General features: G+C 38.2%; 19 protein-coding genes. 15 read left to right on the top strand and 4 right to left on the bottom strand.

Annotated features, from left to right (window positions below; genetic code table 11):
* Positions 1-100 precede the first annotated feature (100 nt).
* Together ArsFIN_RS02905 and truC are read left to right on the top strand one after the other, a co-directional pair.
* Positions 101-442, top strand: coding sequence for a YqcC family protein (locus tag ArsFIN_RS02905; protein WP_026822092.1), 342 nt, complete (start codon positions 101-103; stop codon positions 440-442).
* Entirely contained in the window at positions 435-1,190 is a 756-nt protein-coding gene (gene truC, locus ArsFIN_RS02910) for a tRNA pseudouridine(65) synthase TruC (RefSeq protein ID WP_026822091.1), read from the top strand. Before ArsFIN_RS02905 ends, truC begins: the two co-directional genes overlap by 8 nt.
* Before the next feature lie 98 nt (positions 1,191-1,288).
* On the opposite strand, the gene ArsFIN_RS02915 is transcribed toward truC, so the two are convergent.
* From ArsFIN_RS02915 to map, 4 genes are all read right to left on the bottom strand, one after another.
* Entirely contained in the window at positions 1,289-1,660 is a 372-nt protein-coding gene (locus tag ArsFIN_RS02915; RefSeq protein WP_026822090.1) for a DUF3461 family protein, read from the bottom strand.
* Between the two features lie 98 nt (positions 1,661-1,758).
* On the bottom strand, positions 1,759-2,583 hold the full coding sequence (dapD, locus tag ArsFIN_RS02920; RefSeq protein WP_026822089.1) for a 2,3,4,5-tetrahydropyridine-2,6-dicarboxylate N-succinyltransferase: 825 nt from the start codon (positions 2,581-2,583) through the stop codon (positions 1,759-1,761).
* 26 nt (positions 2,584-2,609) lie between these two features.
* The gene (gene glnD / locus ArsFIN_RS02925; protein WP_135678153.1) at positions 2,610-5,270 is read right to left on the bottom strand and encodes a bifunctional uridylyltransferase/uridylyl-removing protein GlnD; all 2,661 of its coding nucleotides are present in this window, start codon (positions 5,268-5,270) and stop codon (positions 2,610-2,612) included.
* 137 nt (positions 5,271-5,407) lie between these two features.
* Complete coding sequence (gene map, locus ArsFIN_RS02930; protein ID WP_026822087.1) at positions 5,408-6,205, bottom strand: type I methionyl aminopeptidase; 798 nt, start codon at positions 6,203-6,205, stop codon at positions 5,408-5,410.
* Positions 6,206-6,749: 544 nt separating this feature from the next.
* Here map and rpsB point away from each other — a divergent pair.
* From rpsB to lpxA, 13 genes are all read left to right on the top strand, one after another.
* The gene (gene rpsB / locus ArsFIN_RS02935; RefSeq protein ID WP_026822086.1) at positions 6,750-7,475 is read left to right on the top strand and encodes a 30S ribosomal protein S2; all 726 of its coding nucleotides are present in this window, start codon (positions 6,750-6,752) and stop codon (positions 7,473-7,475) included.
* 155 nt (positions 7,476-7,630) lie between these two features.
* Entirely contained in the window at positions 7,631-8,482 is an 852-nt protein-coding gene (gene tsf, locus ArsFIN_RS02940) for a translation elongation factor Ts (RefSeq protein ID WP_026822085.1), read from the top strand.
* A gap of 297 nt (positions 8,483-8,779) precedes the next feature.
* A complete protein-coding gene (gene pyrH, locus ArsFIN_RS02945; protein WP_026822084.1) occupies positions 8,780-9,508 on the top strand; it encodes a UMP kinase in 729 nt (242 codons plus the stop codon).
* A gap of 118 nt (positions 9,509-9,626) precedes the next feature.
* Entirely contained in the window at positions 9,627-10,184 is a 558-nt protein-coding gene (frr, locus tag ArsFIN_RS02950; protein ID WP_026822083.1) for a ribosome recycling factor, read from the top strand.
* Positions 10,185-10,333: 149 nt separating this feature from the next.
* Positions 10,334-11,536 (top strand): 1-deoxy-D-xylulose-5-phosphate reductoisomerase, encoded by a 1,203-nt coding sequence (gene ispC, locus ArsFIN_RS02955; protein WP_026822082.1) that lies wholly within the window; start codon positions 10,334-10,336, stop codon positions 11,534-11,536.
* Positions 11,537-11,756: 220 nt separating this feature from the next.
* Positions 11,757-12,512: a polyprenyl diphosphate synthase gene (gene uppS / locus ArsFIN_RS02960; protein WP_026822081.1), complete on the top strand. Its 756-nt coding sequence runs from the start codon at positions 11,757-11,759 to the stop codon at positions 12,510-12,512.
* Positions 12,513-12,521: 9 nt separating this feature from the next.
* Positions 12,522-13,382: a phosphatidate cytidylyltransferase gene (gene cdsA, locus ArsFIN_RS02965; RefSeq protein ID WP_034249301.1), complete on the top strand. Its 861-nt coding sequence runs from the start codon at positions 12,522-12,524 to the stop codon at positions 13,380-13,382.
* A 5-nt stretch (positions 13,383-13,387) separates the two neighbouring features.
* Positions 13,388-14,743, top strand: a complete 1,356-nt coding sequence (gene rseP / locus ArsFIN_RS02970; protein WP_026822079.1) for a sigma E protease regulator RseP — start codon at positions 13,388-13,390, stop codon at positions 14,741-14,743.
* A 33-nt stretch (positions 14,744-14,776) separates the two neighbouring features.
* A complete protein-coding gene (bamA, locus tag ArsFIN_RS02975; protein WP_026822078.1) occupies positions 14,777-17,182 on the top strand; it encodes an outer membrane protein assembly factor BamA in 2,406 nt (801 codons plus the stop codon).
* 60 nt (positions 17,183-17,242) lie between these two features.
* Complete coding sequence (locus ArsFIN_RS02980) at positions 17,243-17,734, top strand: OmpH family outer membrane protein (RefSeq protein WP_026822077.1); 492 nt, start codon at positions 17,243-17,245, stop codon at positions 17,732-17,734.
* 3 nt (positions 17,735-17,737) lie between these two features.
* Complete coding sequence (gene lpxD, locus ArsFIN_RS02985) at positions 17,738-18,766, top strand: UDP-3-O-(3-hydroxymyristoyl)glucosamine N-acyltransferase (RefSeq protein ID WP_026822076.1); 1,029 nt, start codon at positions 17,738-17,740, stop codon at positions 18,764-18,766.
* A gap of 113 nt (positions 18,767-18,879) precedes the next feature.
* On the top strand, positions 18,880-19,332 hold the full coding sequence (gene fabZ / locus ArsFIN_RS02990) for a 3-hydroxyacyl-ACP dehydratase FabZ (RefSeq protein ID WP_026822075.1): 453 nt from the start codon (positions 18,880-18,882) through the stop codon (positions 19,330-19,332).
* Between the two features lie 14 nt (positions 19,333-19,346).
* The gene (lpxA, locus tag ArsFIN_RS02995) at positions 19,347-20,144 is read left to right on the top strand and encodes an acyl-ACP--UDP-N-acetylglucosamine O-acyltransferase (protein ID WP_026822074.1); all 798 of its coding nucleotides are present in this window, start codon (positions 19,347-19,349) and stop codon (positions 20,142-20,144) included.
* The last annotated feature ends 13 nt before the right edge of the window (positions 20,145-20,157 follow it).

Genomic DNA, 20,157 nt, shown 5'->3' on the forward strand with positions numbered 1-20,157 from the left:
TACTAATGGGTAATAAAATTAAAATCGCAGGCTGTTTTTTTGTTTGATAGCTAATAATGTTATGATTCATTTATTTTTACTTATGGTAATAGTGTAGGAAATGAATATCAATTTGTTAGTTATAGAAAAACTTCGTCTCATTGAAGCTGAAATGAAAAATCTTAATCTTTGGCGTAATACACCGCCGCCAGCGGAAGCTTTTGCTAGTCATTTGCCTTTTGCCGTTGACACTATGGAGGCACATGAATGGTTGCAATGGGTACTATTACCTAAACTCTATAAGACTATTGAACAAGATATTGCTTTACCAAACGTATTTGCTATCACTCGCTATTTTGAAGAAATCTATAAAAAAGAACCAGATGGACGCTATTGCCAATTATTGGAATATTTACATGCGTTAGATAAAATTTTTTCACAAGGTAAAATAACGGATGCTTGAAGTGCTTTTTCAGGATCAGCATTTAATTGCAATACATAAACCCGCTGGATGGCTTGTACATCGGAGTTGGCTTGATCGTCATGAAACTCGTTTTGTCATGCAAACAGTGCGTGATCAAATTGGCCAGTATGTTTTCCCTGTTCACCGTTTAGATAAACCAACTTCAGGGGTGTTATTGATGGCACTTTCTAGTGAAGTTGCCTGCCTTTTAGCGCAGCAATTTGAGTACCATGCAGTAGAAAAAAAGTATCACGCGATCGTACGGGGCTATGTTAATGAAGCCGGTATTATCGACTATCCACTGAAGGAGGAAAAAGATAAAATTGCTGACAAATATGCTAGCAAAATAAGCCAACCTCAATCGTGTATTACTCATTATTCGCCATTGGCTAAAGTTGAATGTCCGATAGAGATAGGTCGTTATCCTACTTCACGTTTCTCTCTGTTAGCGCTGAAGCCGAAGACCGGTCGCAAGCATCAATTAAGACGCCATATGGCACATGTCCGTCACCCTATAATTGGTGATACTACACATGGCGATCTGCGCCAAAATCGTGGGGTTGCACACCATTTTGCTACCAGTCGTTTAATGTTACATGCGAGTTATTTATCTTTTAAACACCCAATGACAGGTGATAAATTGCAGTTGATAGCAAAGTGGGATGATGCTTGGATACATTTGTTATCACAGTTTGGATGGTTAGGTATTGTGCCTGAACTCGAGAGTCGACATTCATCGATGGTATAAATTTTAATACTAATAGTTATGCTAGTTTGTTTGCGTGAAATGTAAATTTGGCTCAACAGCCAGTTAGTATTAGCATAAATAAGCTAGCTGTGAATTTTTTAGGAGAGCTTTTTTAAAGCTGATTTAATTTCAGCAATTTTGCTTATTACTACAGATTCTAAATGGCATAAATCATTTAATATCTTACTTTTTAAATCATGTTTGGTTTGGTCATGTTGACAAATTTGATTTAATTCTTCGATCACATCCTGTAGGTGGAGATTAATTTCATTGATTTCTTTGAGATTATTATCAAGATTAATCAGCTTTCGTTGCAGTGGATATTTGAATTTTACGCTTTTAGCATAATGTTCATCTTTATCTTTGCGAAAATAGATCTTTAGAATGTCATGGTTAGCTTCTTGGCGAAGGGTGTAGTGATCAATATCTTCAGGTTGAGTAATACCTAAACTTTTTAGATTATCATACATATTAATATTGCTGGAATAAGGTTGTTTAACAATTATTATAGGTTAGCATAATAATAAGAGTAAGCGGATAGATAACTAATAATCCGCTATGATAAATTTTAGTCTAATGTTCTTAGTAATTCATTAATGCCAACTTTCTTTCTGGTTTTCTCATCGACTTTTTTGACAATAATCGCGCAATATAGGCTATAGTTGCCATTTTTGGCCGGTAAGTTACCTGCGACGACGACAGAGCCGGCCGGAATTCGGCCATAGAGAATTTCACCAGTTTGCCTATCATAAATTTTGGTACTTTGGCCAATATAGACCCCCATTGAAATAACCGAGCCTTCTTCAACAATGACACCTTCAACAATTTCAGAGCGAGCACCAATAAAACAGTTATCTTCGATAATGGTTGGATTAGCTTGTAAGGGTTCTAGCACACCACCAATACCAACACCACCGGATAAGTGAACATTTTTACCGATTTGCGCACATGAGCCAACGGTGGCCCAGGTATCTATCATGGATCCTTCGTCAATATAGGCACCAATGTTAACATAGGAGGGCATTAAAACAGTATTTCTGGCGATATACGCGCCTTTTCGAGCCGTTGCTGGTGGAACAACTCTAAATCCTTCTTGTTGAAAACGGGCATGATCATAGTCAGCAAATTTCATAGCTACTTTGTCAAAATAGCAGCTTTCTGCACCTTCGATTAATCGATTATCATTGATAAGAAAAGAGAGTAGCACAGCTTTTTTTAACCATTGATGAGTTATCCATTGTCCATCAATCTTATCAGCAACTCTTAACTGACCTTTATCAAGTTGGTTTATAACCTGATTGATTGCATCACTTAATTGAATATCGGTCGTCGCCGGTGTAATTTCTGCTCGATGTTCAAAAGCATTTTCAATAATAGTTTTAAGTTGCTCCATAAAATTACTCATCCTCTGGGTTGTAATTATTTAACATTTTTACTTTCTTCTTTGTCTATTGAAGTCAGGGTTTGTGCTAATTTTTCTGCCAGTTTTTGTTGTCTATTTTGATCAAGTGCTTGGTTGTTTTGATCAGTAAGTACAAACAAATCCTCAACTCTTTCGCCAATCGTTGTGATTCTGGCTCCGTGTAAAAGCACGGACATTTCCGTAAATATATTACCGATCTGTGCCAATAATCCGGGTTGATCGAGGGCAATAAGTTCCATATAAGTTCGTCTAGCATTTTGATTGGGCAGAAAATAAACTTTAGTAGGTACATTAAAATGGCGAAATCTATGATGGACGTTACGCGTTTTCAATGTATTACTATCTGGAGTCTTAATAACTTTTAATAAAGCTTGGCGAATATTTTCATAGCGATCATTAGCCAGAGGTTGTCCTTTAGGATCTAAAACCACAAAGGTATCCATCGTCATATTATCTTTGTTAGTAAAGATTTGAGCACTGTGAATATTAAGATTTCGTCTATCAAGTTCTCCGGCAACGGCGGCAAATAGTGAAGGCTGATCTGGACACCAGATAAAAATTTCGGTACCCCCATGAACAGATATTGTACTGATCAGTATTAGCGGTTCATTTAAATTATGTTTTAATAGCGCGCTGGCGTGCCATGCAAGTTGCTGTGGATTATGACGTAAAAAATAATCAGCATGGCAGCGTGACCATAATTTTTTCAGTTCATCTTCATCAATATTTTTTTCACGTAGTTGGGTTAACGCTTGCAGGCGATGGAGTTGGATACGTTGACGTAAAGTAGGTATTGCTTGTGTACCTTGATTTAATTGATTTTTAGTTAACAGATACAGCTCTTTTAAAAGACTCTGTTTCCAGCTATTCCATAAGGTATTATTGGTTGCGCATATATCGGCAACAGTCAGGCACAGAAGAAAATCTAGACGGTTTATTGATTTTACTTCACTGGCAAATTGTTTAATAACCACAGGATCTTGAATATCACGCCGTTGGGCGGTCACTGACATCAAAAGATGTTGACGTACAAGCCAGGCAATTAAGGATGAATCATGCTCAGTGAGGCCGTGGGCTAGGGCAAATTGCTTTGCATCTTTTGCGCCCAGTTCAGAGTGATCACCTTTTCTACCTTTAGCAATATCATGAAACATAGCCGCCAGACGTAAAATTTCAGGCTGAGCAAGTTTAGCATAAATGGCAACGCATAAAGGGTGCTGGCTATTGTTTTTGTGATCAGCAAATTGATCAAGTTTTTGTAATACGCGAATAGTATGTTCATCGACGGTGTAAGCATGAAAAAGATCAAATTGCATTTGCCCAACTATATTTTGCCAAACCGGCATGTAAGCACTAAGTACATCATGTAAGTGCATGGGAACAATGGCACCTTTTACCGCTCTAGGATGTCGCAAAATAGTAATAAAAATTTCACGAGCAAGCGGAATTTCACACAGAGGTTTAGCCAGTTTTTGACAAGCAAGCCGTAATTGACGTAACGTAGCCGAGTATATTCCTTGAATATTTATATGTTCGGCCATTTGATAAAATAGCCGTAATATGGCAGCGGGCTCACGCTGGAAAAGTGTACTGTCAATCAGATCGATCAGATCTCCTCTAAGTTGAAAGTCATGATCAAGTTTATGTGGTGCAGTTAGGTTTTTTTCGCTAAGAATAGCTTCATCAAACAGTTGTAGCAGCATGCTATTGAGTTCTCGTACACGTCGTGTGGCACGATAGTAATCTTTCATCATTTGCTCAACGGATTGATTGCCTTCACCCTGATAACCGAGTAAGTGAGCAACATTTAATTGATGTTCAAATAGTAGCCGATTATCATAACGTTTTATTATTAAATGCAGCGCAAATCGGATACGAAGTAAAAAATTTAGACATATTTTTAACTCGCGATATTCTGCCGGGCTTAGAAAGCCGAAATGAACTGTCTGCTCAATGGTAGTGGTGCCAAAATGTCTGCGAGCGACCCATAACAATATATGAATGTCACGTAAACCACCGGGGCTACTTTTGATATCTGGCTCAAGATTGTAACTAGTACTGTGATAACGTTGATGGCGTAGGTGTTGTTCATTACGTTTGGCTGCAAAAAACTTATCGGATGGCCAAAAATTATCGCTAAATATGGCTTCCTGTAATGCTCGAAACAGAGTTTGATCGCCGCAAATCAACCTTGATTCAAATAAATTAGTTGCAATTGATAAATCTGCTTGTCCTGCCTGTAAACACTCATCAAATGTGCGCACACTATGACCAATTTGAAAACCTAAATCCCATAATAGTGTAATAAATTGACCAATCTTAGTCGTGTTAGTGGTAGCCAAAGAATGCTGACTTAAAATTAATAAGTCTATATCAGAAAGAGGGTGTAATTCTTGCCGGCCATAACCGCCTACTGCAATTAAGGATAATTGAGGAGTTGCCTCAAAACCATTAATTTGCCAAAGACGTTGTAACAATTTATCAAGATAATGGCTACGGATAGCAATCAGTTCAGCGGCAGTAACACCCTGTTTAAAAGATTGTTCTAACCATTTTTGCAAGCGCTCTACCTGTTGTTTTAATAAAGGTAAAGTAAACTCTTCTTGAGATAATTTATCAAGAGTAAGGATGAGCGAGACAGGTTGATTACTTTTCATCATGGTTGCGTAACCGAAATTGCTGCAGGATATCTGATTATGAGCTCACTAAATAAATGGTATTAATAAACAATAAAAACAGTAAAACAATATCATTCACATAAAAGCCTCCAAAATTATGGAGGCCAAGCAGAAAATTATTTGTTCACTAATATAGCCGAAATAAATGGTTCTTCTTCTTTTCGCCAGGTTAAAATTTCACACCCATCGTCGGTGACAGCTAACGTATGTTCATATTGTGCTGACCAACTTCGATCTTTTGTTTTTACTGTCCAACCATCTTTCATTGTTCTAATACGACGATCGCCCGTATTTACCATCGGTTCGATAGTAAACGTCATGCCTTTTTGCAGTATTACACCGCCGTCATCAGCATCGTAATGTAATATTTGAGGTTCTTCATGAAAAACTTGACCAATACCATGGCCACAATATTCTCGCACAACCGAAAAATGATGTTGTTCAACAAAATTTTGAATTGCCTGACCTATCGTCCGTAAACGAATACCCGGTTTGACCATTTTTAAGGCAAGATAAAGGCTTTCCTGTGTTACCTTACATAACCGAGCGCCTTGAATAGTTGGTTTACCGACAATAAACATTTTGGAAGTGTCGCCATGGAAGCCATTTTTAATAACGGTGACATCAATATTAATGATATCACCTTCTTTTAAGGTTTTTTTATCACTCGGTATACCATGGCAAATAACATCGTTAACAGAGGTACAAATAGACTTAGGGAAGCCATGGTAATTTAAACAGGCTGGAATAGCTTGCTGTTTTTCGACAATATGGGAGTGACAGATACGATCAAGTTCACCGGTGGAAACGCCTGGTCTTATGTAAGGTTCAATAATTTCTAACACTTCTGCCGCCAAATGTCCGGCGATACGCATTTTCTGAATATCTTCTTCCGTTTTAATTGAGATAGCCATGAATTCTGCCTATTTATGCCGATTCAAGTGAGTAATAATGCACTTATCAGCCAATTATGTTGATTAAATATAAATAATGTATGTTGACGCTTATGTTAGCAGCGAAGCGCGGTTATGCCAACTAACGACTTAACATATCAATTTTTTTAAAAATATGAAAATAGCCTAAAAGTCATGTTCGGTTATTTTTAAATTGAATTATTGTAGTGAGAGGTGAAAAAAATTATAAAAATTATGGCATTAACAACAACACATAATAAAATATTATCATAATGAATTTTATTCAGCTAAATGACTTAAATACAGAAAAATATAACTATGGGTGGTGTTTTATCTTATTTTATGGTATAAAGCGCGCCGGCATTCTGCGTATTTTCACTGTAGAAAACGCAGAATAGCTCTAACATAAACTTAACTGTGTTATAACACACACAGATCGGCACATTTTCCGGGGTGCTCTTATGTAGGAAAGCCTACAGCTAATGAGTCGGGGAATGGGATCTGTGGAGGCATAACCCCAATTTACTAAATTATAGAGGTTCAAATGGCAACTGTTTCCATGCGCGATATGCTTCAGGCAGGCGTACACTTTGGTCACCAAACTCGTTACTGGAATCCAAAGATGAAAACTTACATCTTTGGTGTGCGCAACAAAGTGCATATCATTAATTTGGAAAAAACTGTTCCAATGTTCAATGAAGCATTAGCTGAATTGACTAAAATTGCATCCCGAAAAGGCAAAATTCTGTTTGTTGGCACTAAGCGCGCAGCAAGCGAAGCTATAAAAGAAGCGGCTAATGGTTGTGATCAGTATTTCGTTAATCACCGTTGGTTAGGTGGTATGCTGACTAACTGGAAAACGGTACGTCAGTCTATTAAGCGCCTAAAAGATTTAGAAGCACAATCTCAGGATGGTACTTTTGATAAATTGACCAAAAAAGAAGCGTTGATGCGTACCCGCGAGCTTAGCAAATTAGAAAATAGTTTGGGTGGTATTAAAGAGATGGGCGGTTTGCCTGACGCTTTATTTGTTATTGATGCGGAACATGAGCATATTGCAATTAAAGAAGCAAACAACTTAGGTATCCCTGTATTTGCGATTGTTGATACTAATTCTGATCCAGATGGTGTTGATTATATCATCCCTGGTAATGATGACGCGATCCGGGCAGTTAAGCTGTATCTGGATGCTGTTGCTAAAGCTGTTCATGAAGGTCGTTCTCAAGATCAGGCGATTAAACCAGAAGAAAACATGATAGAGACTGAATAATAAGGCCAGCTCTTCGTTAAGCACAGAAGAGCTCTTATGAACCAGGTATTACAATATATTGGTTATAGGGGCCTAATTGGCTCCTTTTTACTTATCAGAATGAGAATTGTCTGCATGGGATGATTTCCCATCAGATAGATTGAGGAATAAATCACATGTCTGGAATTACCGCTGCTTTGGTAAAAGAACTGCGCGAACGTACTGGCGCAGGTATGATGGAGTGCAAAAAAGCATTGGTTGAAGCTAATGGGGATATTGAATTAGCTATCGATAATATGCGTAAATCAGGTCAAGCAAAAGCGGCTAAGAAAGCCGGTCGTGTGGCTGCTGAAGGTGTGATCATGGCGGAAGTTTCTGCCGATGGCAAATTTGGTGCGTTGCTTGAGTTGAATTGTGAAACAGATTTTGTGGCTAAGGATGCGAGTTTTATCGCATTCGGTAATGAAGTATTGAAATCCGTTGTTGCAAATAAATTGTCAAATATTGATGAATTGAAGGCAAAATTTGAAGAGCAACGTACAGCTATCGTTGCCAAGATTGGTGAAAATATTAATATCCGCCGAGTTGAGATCCTAGAAGGTGAAAAAATCGGCTGTTATTTACATGGTGTTCGCATTGGGGTTCTTGTTTCTGCTGAAGGTGCGGATAATGAGCTTGTCAAACATATTGCTATGCATATCGCGGCGAGTAAACCTGAATATGTTACACCAGCAGATGTGCCAGCCGATGTTGTTGCTCATGAACATCAAATTCAATTAGATATCGCAATGCAATCGGGTAAGCCGCGTGAAATTGCGGAAAAAATGGTTACTGGCCGCATGAATAAATTTACTGGTGAGATCTCTTTAACTGGTCAACAATTTGTTATGGATCCAAGCAAAACAGTTGGTGCGTTATTAAAAGAGAAAAATGCAAAAGTGACTAGCTTTATCCGTTTTGAAGTTGGTGAAGGTATCGAAAAAGTGGAAACTGATTTCGCTGCTGAAGTAGCGGCAATGAGTAAATAATGATACCAATTGATAAATAGAGCCGCCAATGGGCGGTTCTGTTTTATCTAATATTGATAATTTATTTTTTATCTGTCTGATAATACATTATTATCAATGATAATTTATGTGTAAATATGCCACTAAATTATTTGAGTCGGCATATGCTTAATTCAACGGATTAGGGTTAGTATTTAAACTAAATTATATTTTTTTACTAAAGATATGAAGAAAAGTAACTAATCAACTATTTTACATTCAGACTTTGAACTAAGAATTTTAAACCTTCAATAATTTATCTGCTCAGGACGAAACACCATGGCAACTAATGCAAAACCCGTATATCAACGTATCTTGCTTAAGCTTAGTGGCGAAGCTCTACAAGGTTCAGAAGGTTTTGGTATTGATGCGAGCATTTTAGATCGTATGGCGCAAGAAATTAAAGAGCTGGTAGAGTTAGCGATACAAGTTGGTGTCGTTATTGGTGGTGGCAACCTATTCCGTGGTGCAGGACTAGCCGAGGCTGGTATGAATCGTGTCGTTGGCGATCATATGGGAATGCTAGCGACAGTAATGAATGGATTAGCCATGCGTGATGCTTTACATCGTGCATATGTTAACGCCAGGCTTATGTCTGCAATACCATTAAATGGTGTATGCGACAATTATAGTTGGGCTGAAGCGATTAGTTTGCTTCGTAATGGCAGAGTTGTTATTTTCTCGGCAGGCACTGGAAATCCTTTTTTTACAACAGACTCAGCGGCTTGTTTACGAGGTATAGAAATTGAGGCAGATGTTGTTTTAAAAGCCACCAAAGTTGATGGTGTCTATTCTGCCGACCCATCAAAAAGTTCAGATGCGGTTTTTTACGATAAGTTAACTTATCAGGACGTATTAGAACGTGAATTAAAAGTGATGGATTTGGCGGCATTTACTCTGGCTCGTGATCATAATTTACCTATTCGCGTTTTCAACATGAATAAACCCGGTGCGTTACGTCGGATTGTGATGGGTGAAAATGAAGGCACGTTAATCTCACGTGATTAATCTCTTGAGAGACACGGATAACTTTTAGCGGTATGATATTATCAGCATCGTTAAAATAATTGAATTGGGTTATCGGTTATAGCCTAAATATTTATAACCAGTTGCTAAGGGTTTAAATGTGATTAATGAAATCAAAAAAGATGCTCAAGAACGTATGGAAAAAAGCGTTGAAGCATTGAAAAGTCAAATTAGTAAAGTTCGTACTGGCCGTGCATCGCCAAGTTTATTGGATGGTATAGTGGTTGAATATTATGGTGCCGCAACGCCATTACGCCAGTTAGCGAATATTACTGCTGAGGATTCACGTACACTCGCCATTACTGTGTTTGATCGTACGTTAACACCGGCAGTGGAAAAAGCCATTATGGCATCAGATCTGGGGCTTAATCCTTCTTCAGCAGGAACTATAATACGGGTGCCTTTACCACCGTTGACGGAAGAACGACGTAAAGATTTGATTAAAGTTGTCCGTAATGATGCTGAACAAGGGCGTGTATCTGTTCGTAATGCACGACGAGATGCAAATGATAAAATCAAGGCCTTACTAAAAGATAAAGAAATTAGTGAAGATGATGAACGTCGTGCACAAGATGAAATCCAGAAGTTGACCGATAATTTTATTAAAAAAGTTGATGAAGCGCTGGAACAAAAAGAAAAAGAATTGATGGAATTTTAAACATTTTTATAATAAAGCCATACGCTTTATATAAAAAGTAAGTATGGCTTTATTATATCGCTAAATTTATTGCTCCATTTTTATGTTATGCTATATCGCTGAGTTAGGTATAATCCTTTTTAATTAAATAGTAGAGCATACATATCACAATGATACGTCTGACAATTTTAGGCTCGACGGGTTCAATTGGTAAAACGACACTATCAGTAGTCAAAGAAAATCCAGCAAAATTTGAAATTATCGCATTAGTTGCACATAAAAATGTGGCAACTATGGTTCAGCAATGCTTAGAATTCCAACCACTATATGCTGCGATGTCAGACGAAAAATCAGCCAATACGCTAAGAAACAAACTCATTACATACGGATGTAAAACTGAGGTTTTATCAGGCCAAAAGGGAGTTTGTGAACTAGCGGCACTTGATAATGTGGATCAAGTTATGTCAGCGATTACTGGCATTGCCGGTTTAATACCAACATTAACTGCGATCCGTCAAGGTAAACGTATTTTATTAGCCAATAAAGAATCATTGATTACGAGTGGCCAACTGTTTTTCGACGCAATCAAGAAATATGGGGCTCAGGTACTGCCGATTGATAGTGAACATAATGCGATATTTCAAAGTTTACCGACTGAAATTCAGCATAATTTAGGTTTTGCAAATCTTGAACAACACGGAATAACGCGCATAGTATTAACTGGATCGGGCGGCCCTTTCCGTGAAATTGCCCTTGCTTCTCTTAAGAACATGACACCTAATGAGGCTTGTAATCATCCTAATTGGTCTATGGGTCGTAAAATTTCGGTTGATTCGGCAACCATGATGAATAAAGGGCTTGAATATATTGAAGCTCGGTATTTTTTTAATGCCTCAGCCGAGCAAATTGAAGTTATCATTCATCCTCAATCTGTTATTCATTCGATGGTACGCTATCAGGATGGAAGTGTGATCGCTCAATTAGGTACGCCTGATATGAGAACACCGATTTCTTATAGTATGGCTTATCCAGATCGCATTCCTTCAGGTGCGGCTGCACTTGATTTTAACCAATTATCTTCATTAACCTTTATTGCTCCAGATTACCAACGTTATCCTTGTTTGAAATTAGCGATTGATGCTTGTCATCATGGGCAAGCAGCAACCACAATTTTAAATGCTGCGAATGAAGTTTCCGTAGCTGCGTTTTTGGCAGGAAAGCTTCGATTTACAGATATTGCTCAAGTTAATTTGGATATAGTAGAGAGGTTAAGTTTAGCCGAGCCTGATAGCATTGATGCAGTTTTAGCGATTGATAATGAAGCACGTCAAATGGCAATTAATTATATTGAAACATTAGCAATATCCTATTAATAAATAATTTTAGATGCTTAAATGTTTCTATATTTATCTCAGGTTAAATTTTTATAAAATTATAATGAGTTAAGGGTATTAAAAATGAATAAAGAGCTAACTATTAACTTTTTAGTAAATATGAAAATTTTTTGCCTCATCTTAAGTAATTATATTTTTATTATCCAAAATAATTAAGTGCAATAGTTATGTTAGCTTATGGTAAAGGAACTCTTCTGGCATGAAACTTATGTATGATAATGATAGCTCACAGCAACGAATTCCGAGGCATGTTGCTATTATTATGGATGGTAATGGACGTTGGGCGAAACTACATGGAAAGTTAAGAATTAAAGGGCATCGAGCAGGAACAGAAGCGGTGCAAAAAGCGGTTAAATTTGCTATCGAAAATGAGATTCAGTCTTTAACACTTTATGCCTTTAGTAGTGAAAATTGGAGTCGACCAGAAACTGAGGTTAGTGCTCTAATGGAACTTTTTACTTGGTTTCTAGATGATGAAGTTAAAAACTTAAATATTCATAATGTTAAATTAACTATTATTGGCGATATCGGTCGATTTAAACCTAAATTACAAAACCGTATTAAACACGCGGTTGAATTAACTGCAAATAATACTGGACTACAGCTCAATATTGCCGCTAACTATGGTGGTCGGTGGGATATTACCAATGCAGTAAGACTAATCGCTGAAAAAATTAAAGCGGGTTCATTATTAGCAGAAAATATTAACGAAGATACGGTAAATGAATTTATTAGTCTACATGAGCAACCAACCGTTGATTTAGTAATTAGAACTGGGAGAGAATATCGTATCAGTAATTTTCTTTTATGGCAGATTGCTTATGCTGAATTTTATTTTACCGATGTGCTCTGGCCGGATTTTGATGAGGAAGCTTTCAAAAGTGCAATTGTGGCTTTTAATAAGCGTGAACGACGTTTTGGTAACACTGAGCCTGATGATATCAATGAAGAATAGGGGACTGTTTTGCTAAACTTAAATTCTCGTATCATTACAGCTAGCATACTTATTCCATTAGTTATCGCTGCACTTTTTTTCTTACCGCCTAATTTGTTTGGTTATGTTATCATTGTTATTTGCTCGTTAGCTGCTTGGGAATGGAGCCAATTCATTGGCTGGACAGCGCAGATTAAACGAATTATATGTGCTGTTTTATTTGGTATTTGTTTATTGGGTTTACAATTATCATTTCAAGATCTCAGTCAATTAACAACAGAGCCTTTGATTATTTATATTTTATCGGCTGGATTAGTTTGGTGGTTAGTTGCGATAATCTTGGTTGTCACTTTTCCTACTTCTGCTCGATTCTGGTCCCAGTCAGTAATATTAAAAATTTTGTTTGGTATTTTAACCATTTTACCTTTTTACTGTGGCATGTTGGTGTTAAAAAGTGTCGATTATCATATTAACAATTTTATCGGCGCTTGGTGGATACTTTATGTCATGCTATTAGTTTGGAGTGCAGATACTGGCGCTTATTTTTTCGGTCATTTATTTGGCAAACACAAACTGGCAGCGAAGGTTTCTCCTGGTAAAACCTTGGAAGGTATGCTCGGGGGGATGTTGACAGCGGGTATTATTGCCGGGTTATTTAGTTTATCTGTTCCTGTTTTGCTAATACCCAAGAATTTACTATTTTGTTCTGTTATTGTTGTGATTATCTCGGTTTTTGGTGATTTAACGGAAAGTATGTTTAAACGTCAGTCTGGGATTAAAGATAGTAGTCATTTAATTCCAGGGCATGGTGGTGTATTAGATCGAATCGATAGTTTGACAGCCGCTATACCTGTCTTTGCAGGATTGACATTGTTATTTTTTAGTTCTTAAGGTATATCATGGGATTTCTTTGGAGTTTAGCTGCATTTATTATTGCATTAGGTGTGCTAATTATCGTACATGAATTTGGCCATTTCTGGGTAGCTAGGCGCTGTGGTATTTATGTTGAGCGTTTCTCCATTGGTTTTGGAAAAGCCTTATGGCGTAAAGTCGATCGCCATGGGACAGAATTTGTTATCGCTCTGATCCCCTTAGGTGGTTATGTCAAAATGCTAGATGAGCGAGTTGCTCCTGTAGCGCCAGAGCGTCGCCACTTTGCTTTTAATAATAAAACAGTAGGTCAGCGTGCCGCAGTGGTTAGTGCTGGGCCAATCGCCAATTTTTTATTGGCAATATTTGCTTATTGGTTAGTTTTCATTATTGGTATACCTTCCGTGCGTCCGGTTATTGAAGATATTCAATCAAAGTCGATTGCTGAGCAAGCTAATATTTCACCAGGTATGGAACTAAAATCAATAGATGGAATCGAACCCCCTGACTGGAACGCAGTTCGTCTCGCCTTAATTAGTAAAATTGGCGATGAAGAATTAAAAGTAAAAGTTTTACCTATAGGAAATCCAACGCCGATAAGCAAAGTGATTGATTTAAGGGAATGGCACTTTGATCCAGAAACCCAGGATCCCGTTTTATCTTTGGGAATTATGCCTGTTAGTGCCAGGCAAGATCCGGTTGTACGTAATATTCAACCTGGCTCAGCGGCGGCATTATCCGGTTTACAAATAGGAGACAGGATTGTAAAAGTGGGTGAACAAATAATAGATATTTGGCATCCATTCACCTATTTTGTTCGACAAAGTCCTAACGTTCCATTGTTATTGACTATCGAAAGACAAGGTGAACAACAGCAATTAACGTTAACACCTGAAGTAAAAACGATAGCTAAAGGCCAGCAAGTTGGTTTTGCTGGGCTTGAGTTATCAGTAATACCACTGGCAGATGAGTATAAAATCACTCAGCAATATGGTCCGTTTTATGCGCTGTATCAGGCAACGGACAAAACGTGGCAATTAATGAAATTGACAGTAAGCATGATAGGTAAATTGGTTACCGGTGATATTAAACTTAATAATCTTAGCGGACCTGTTTCTATTGCAAAAGGGGCCGGCATTTCCGCTGAGTCCGGGTTAGTGTATTATCTGATGTTTATTGCATTAATTAGTGTCAATCTAGGGATCATTAACCTGTTTCCTTTGCCTGTATTAGATGGTGGGCACTTACTTTTCTTGCTAATCGAAAAGATTAAAGGAGAGCCAGTGTCTGAGCGTGTACAAGACTTCAGCTATCGTATTGGTGCTATTGCATTGATATTATTAATGGGGCTTGCACTTTTCAATGATTTCTCTCGTCTTTAAGAGAGAGACTAGTTAGGAATACTCATAACAACAATGGCGATGAAAAAGTTGCTCATAGCATCGCTGCTATTTGGCAGCGTCACTGCATACGGTTCAGACGGGTTTGTAGTACAAGATATTCATTTTGAAGGACTTCAGCGCGTCGCCGTTGGTGCAGCACTATTGAATATGCCGGTTCGGGTAGGAGATACGATTAATAATGACGATATAGGTCGTACTATTCGAGCGCTATTTTCAACGGGTAATTTCGAAGATGTTAGAGTTTTGCGTGATGGAAATACGCTAATTGTTCAAGTAAAAGAGCGGCCAACCATTGCAAGCATCACATTCTCTGGTAATAAGTCAGTTAAAGACGATTTATTAAAGCAAAATCTTGAAGCTTCAAATATTCGCGTTGGTGAAGCTCTTGATCGCACTAAGCTGGCGAATATCGAAAAGGGTCTTGAAGATTTTTATTACAGTGTTGGTAAGTATAACGCGACGGTTAAAGCTATCGTCACACCGTTACCGCGTAATCGTGCTGACTTAAAATTAATCTTTTCTGAAGGCGTTTCAGCTAAGATTCAACAGATTAATATCGTCGGTAATAAAGCATTTACCACTGCTGAATTGGTAAATCGTTTTCAATTACGTGATGATGTGCCTTGGTGGAATTTTATTGCTGATCAAAAATATCAAAAACAAAAACTGGCTGGCGATTTAGAAACACTACGCAGTTTTTATCTCGACCGGGGTTATGCCAAATTTAATATCGATTCAACCAATGTCAGTCTAACACCTGATAAGAAAGGTATTTATGTCACCATCAATGTTACAGAGGGCGATAGATATACCATATCAGGCGTTGAATTGAATGGCGAAACCGCTGGTCATTATGATGAAATTAATCAATTAATCACCATAAAACCTGCTTCGCTTTATAATGGTACTGAAGTCACTAACATGGAGAATAAAATCAAGGATCTCCTTGGCCGTTATGGTTATGCCTATCCCCGTGTTATTACCCAACCAGAAATCAACGATGAAGATAAAACGGTAAAACTGCATGTGAATGTTGATGCGGGTAGCCGTTTCTATGTTCGCCAAATCCGTTTTGTCGGCAATGATGTTAGTAAAGATTCTGTTTTACGTCGTGAGATGCGTCAAATGGAAGGCGCTTGGTTAGGCAATGATTTGGTTAACCTGGGTAAAGAACGATTAAATCGAACGGGCTTTTTTGAGACCGTTGATGTTGAAACGCAACGAGTACCCGGTACACCGGATGAAGTTGATGTTATCTATAAAGTTAAAGAACGCAATACCGGTTCGATGAACTTTGGTATTGGTTTTGGTACTGAGAGTGGTATCAGTTTCCAAGTCGGCGTTCAACAAGAAAACTGGCTTGGTACAGGTAATGCCGTTGGTATTAGTGCCAGCAAGAATGATTATTCGACTTATGCGGAATTATCATTAACTGATCCTTACTTTACAGTTAATGGGGTTAGCTTAGGTGGGCGATTATTCTATAATGATTTTAGTGCCAAGGATGCCGATCTTTCACGCTATAATAATAAAACTTATGGTGTTGATAGTACCTTGAGTTTTCCTTTTAATGAAAATAATGCGTTTCGAATCGGAGCAGGTTTTGTTCATAACTCCCTATCTGATATGAAAGCTCAAGTTGGGATGTGGCGTTATTTACAAAGTATGGGCGAAAATCCCAATTTTGATGATAAAGCGCGCTATAATGCTAATGATTTTACCCTTAATTTAGGCTGGACTTATAATAACCTGGATCGTGGTTTCTTCCCGACAGCGGGCAATAAAACCTCATTAAATAGTAAGATCACTATTCCAGGTTCTAATAATCAGTACTATAAGATTCGGTTTGATACATCGCAATATTATCCCATTGATGAAGATAATAAATGGGTATTGTTAGGTCGAGCACAGCTGGGTTACGGTAATGGTTTTGGCGGTAAAGAATTACCGTTTTATGAAAACTTTTATGCTGGTGGTGCCGGAACGGTACGTGGTTTCCGTTCCAATAATATCGGTCCTAAAGCAATTTATCTTGAAAAAGATAAAAAGGGTGACATAAGTCCAAAATCGGGCAGCCCATCAACGGATGCTGTTGGTGGTAATGCAATGGCAACAGCGTCATTAGAGTTAATTACGCCAACCCCGTTTATTGATGAAAAGTATGCTAATTCAATCAGAACCTCTTTCTTTATTGATGCGGGTACTGTTTGGGATTCGAATTGGAGTAACACCCCGGCAAGCTGGAGAGCAGGAATGCCTGACTATGGTAAGGCATCCAATATTCGAGTTTCGACAGGGATTGCATTGCAATGGATGTCACCGCTTGGCCCACTGGTCTTTTCTTATGCCAAGCCAATAAAAGATTATGAAGGTGACAAATCTGAAGAGTTTCAGTTTAATATCGGTAGGACGTGGTAAAACGTCAATTCAATTCATCAATTCGCTTGTGGTCAGTTCATAAGAGATAAGGAGTTTAGTGTGAAAAAATTGTTGTGTGCAGCAGGTTTAGGTTTAATTTTATCCGTATCTACCAGTGCTTATGCCGAGAAAATTGCCGTTATTAACGTCGGTGAAGTTTTTCAGGACATAGCGACCAAAAAAGCGGTATCTAAGCAACTTGAAAAAGAGTTTAAAGGACGAGCAAACGAGTTGCAAAATATGGAAAAAGATTTGCAGACTCGAGCAGAAAAATTGCAAAAAAATGCGGCTAAGCCTAATGAGAAAGATCTGCAAGCATTTGAGGCTAAACGGACAGATTTTCTTAAAAAAGCACAGCAATTTGAACAAGATAACCAGCGTCGTCAGCAAGAAGAGCGCAATAAAATTTTGCAAACTATAAAGACGGCCACCAAAGCTGTTGCTGAGAAAGAGCGTTATGACGTTGTGGTAGACGCGAGTACGGTTCTCTACCCAGAAAACAGTTCCAACCTGAAAAATATTACCGATCTGGTTATTAAGAAGGTTAAATAATAGATGGTTTCTATTCGATTAGCGGATTTAGCCCAAAAATTGGACGCGCAGCTACATGGTGATGGTAATATTATCATCACCAGTATTGCACCTATGCATTTAGCGAAGGAAGGGCAAATTACTTTTTTATCGGATAGCCGTTACCTAACGCAATTAGCAAAATGTAAAGCTGCTGCTGTGGTATTAAAGCAGAAGGATCTACCAGATAGTAAAATAGCAGCATTAGTGGTTAAAGATCCTTATCTTGCCTATGCGCGATTAGCTCAAATTTTGGATACAACGCCTAAACCTGCACAAAATATCCATCCTTCTGCAGTTATTGCCGAAGATGTTCAGCTCGGTGAAGATGTTGCCGTTGGCGCTAATGCTGTTATCGAGTCAGGGGTGACATTAGGTAATCAGGTTATAATCGGCGCCGGTTGCTTTATCGGTAAAAATGTCAGGATCGGTCAGTCTACGCGTTTATGGGCAAATGTTTCGATTTATCATAATGTCGAGATAGGTAAACAGTGTTTAATTCAATCTGGAACAGTCATTGGTTCAGATGGTTTTGGTTATGCAAATGAAAAAGGCCAATGGGTAAAAATACCGCAGTTAGGTACAGTTATCATTGGTAATAATGTCGAAATCGGTGCTTGTACAACCATTGATCGCGGCGCACTAGACAATACAATTATTGGTAATGGGGTCATCATTGATAACCAATGTCAGATTGCTCATAATGTGATTATCGGTGATCATACTGCTATTGCAGGTGGAGTCGTTATGGCCGGTAGCCTGAAAATAGGCCAATATTGTATGATCGGTGGAGCTAGCGTGATTAATGGACATATGGAAATTTGTGATAAAGTTACTATAACCGGAATGGGAATGGTAATGCGTCCAATTAGTGAGCCGGGAATATACTCTTCAGGCATTCCATTACAGCCAAATAAGGTTTGGCGAAAAACAGCCGCTTTAGTCTTGAATATTAACGAAATGGCTAAGCGACTGAAGGTACTAGAACGTAAGGTATTTAGTAAAAATAACTAAATACCATTGTGTAGATTTGTTAATTGCGGCCTGTGAGTAACCTTATTTAGGGTTAAAGCAGGCCGCATTATTAATATATGATTTTTTAAATTTAAACAAGAAGAGTCTTTTCTATGAGTGATAAACATACTCTGGATATAGAAGAAATTTTAGGGTTGTTACCCCATCGCTATCCTTTTTTGTTAGTTGATCGTGTGTTGGATTTTGAAGAAAGTAAATTTTTACGTGCAGTAAAAAATGTCTCTTTTAATGAACCTTTCTTTCAAGGTCATTTTCCTGGTAAACCCATATTTCCGGGTGTATTAATTCTTGAAGCCATGGCTCAAGCTGCTGGTATTTTAGCCTTCAAGAGTGTCGGAAAATTGGAGCCTGGTGAACTTTATTATTTCGCTGGCATTGACGAAGCAAGATTTAAACATCCGGTACAACCTGGCGATCAGATGATTTTTGAGGTAACGTTTGTTAAAACGAAGCGTGGTTTGACACGTTTTGAAGGTATAGCAAAAGTGGGTGATAAAGTTGTCTGCGAAGCGACAATGATGTGTGCTCGCAGTCAAGAAGCGTAAAAATGAGGGCTGAAATGATTAATAAAACAGCGATTATTCATCCCTCTTCTATTATTGAAGAGGGCGCGATTATCGGTGCGAATGTCCGTATAGGCCCGTTTTGCTATATTGGTTCTCAGGTTGAAATTGGGGCAGATACCACCCTGAAATCTCATGTGGTTGTCAATGGCAATACCAAAATTGGTTGTAATAACCAGATATTTCAGTTTGTTACTATAGGTGAAATTAATCAGGATTTAAAATACCAAGGAGAGCAAACGCGCGTTGAGATTGGTGATCGCAATCGCATTAGAGAGAGTTGCACTATTCACCGAGGTACCCTGCAAGGCGGAGGTTTAACCAAAATAGGTAATGATAATCTATTGATGGTAAATACCCATATCGCCCATGATTGTTTGCTAGGCAATTATTGTATAATTGCTAATAACGGTACGCTTGGTGGACATGTTAAACTGAATGATTATGCCATTATTGGTGGTATGAGTGCGGTGCATCAATTTTGCCAAATTGGCGCTCATGTTATGGTTGGAGGCTGTTCCGGTGTTGCCCAAGATGTTCCGCCTTATGTCATTGCACAAGGCAATCATGCGACTCCTTATGGTGTGAATATTGAAGGTTTAAAACGTCGTGGTTTTGATAAAGAATCACTACATGCGATTAGGAACGCGTATAAGATCCTTTACCGCTGTGGTAAAACGCTAGACGAGGCCAGACAAGAATTGGTTGAACTAGGCAAAAATAATCAACAGGTAAAAATATTGAGTGATTTTTTAGAAAATTCAGCGCAATCTAACCGCGGGATTATTCGTTAACAAGCAATCTGAA

The organism is Arsenophonus nasoniae, from assembly GCF_004768525.1.
Taxonomy (GTDB): Bacteria; Pseudomonadota; Gammaproteobacteria; order Enterobacterales; family Enterobacteriaceae; genus Arsenophonus; species Arsenophonus nasoniae.

Excerpts from the sequence above, each read along its gene's own strand:
- ArsFIN_RS02905 (WP_026822092.1), top strand. The coding sequence starts at position 101 with ATGAATATCAATTTGTTAGTTATAGAAAAACTTCGTCTCATTGAAGCT.
- truC (WP_026822091.1), top strand. The coding sequence starts at position 435 with ATGCTTGAAGTGCTTTTTCAGGATCAGCATTTAATTGCAATACATAAA.
- ArsFIN_RS02915 (WP_026822090.1), bottom strand. The coding sequence starts at position 1,660 with ATGTATGATAATCTAAAAAGTTTAGGTATTACTCAACCTGAAGATATT.
- dapD (WP_026822089.1), bottom strand. The coding sequence starts at position 2,583 with ATGGAGCAACTTAAAACTATTATTGAAAATGCTTTTGAACATCGAGCA.
- glnD (WP_135678153.1), bottom strand. The coding sequence starts at position 5,270 with ATGAAAAGTAATCAACCTGTCTCGCTCATCCTTACTCTTGATAAATTA.
- map (WP_026822087.1), bottom strand. The coding sequence starts at position 6,205 with ATGGCTATCTCAATTAAAACGGAAGAAGATATTCAGAAAATGCGTATC.
- rpsB (WP_026822086.1), top strand. The coding sequence starts at position 6,750 with ATGGCAACTGTTTCCATGCGCGATATGCTTCAGGCAGGCGTACACTTT.
- tsf (WP_026822085.1), top strand. The coding sequence starts at position 7,631 with ATGTCTGGAATTACCGCTGCTTTGGTAAAAGAACTGCGCGAACGTACT.
- pyrH (WP_026822084.1), top strand. The coding sequence starts at position 8,780 with ATGGCAACTAATGCAAAACCCGTATATCAACGTATCTTGCTTAAGCTT.
- ispC (WP_026822082.1), top strand. The coding sequence starts at position 10,334 with ATGATACGTCTGACAATTTTAGGCTCGACGGGTTCAATTGGTAAAACG.
- uppS (WP_026822081.1), top strand. The coding sequence starts at position 11,757 with ATGAAACTTATGTATGATAATGATAGCTCACAGCAACGAATTCCGAGG.
- bamA (WP_026822078.1), top strand. The coding sequence starts at position 14,777 with ATGGCGATGAAAAAGTTGCTCATAGCATCGCTGCTATTTGGCAGCGTC.
- lpxD (WP_026822076.1), top strand. The coding sequence starts at position 17,738 with ATGGTTTCTATTCGATTAGCGGATTTAGCCCAAAAATTGGACGCGCAG.
- fabZ (WP_026822075.1), top strand. The coding sequence starts at position 18,880 with ATGAGTGATAAACATACTCTGGATATAGAAGAAATTTTAGGGTTGTTA.
- lpxA (WP_026822074.1), top strand. The coding sequence starts at position 19,347 with ATGATTAATAAAACAGCGATTATTCATCCCTCTTCTATTATTGAAGAG.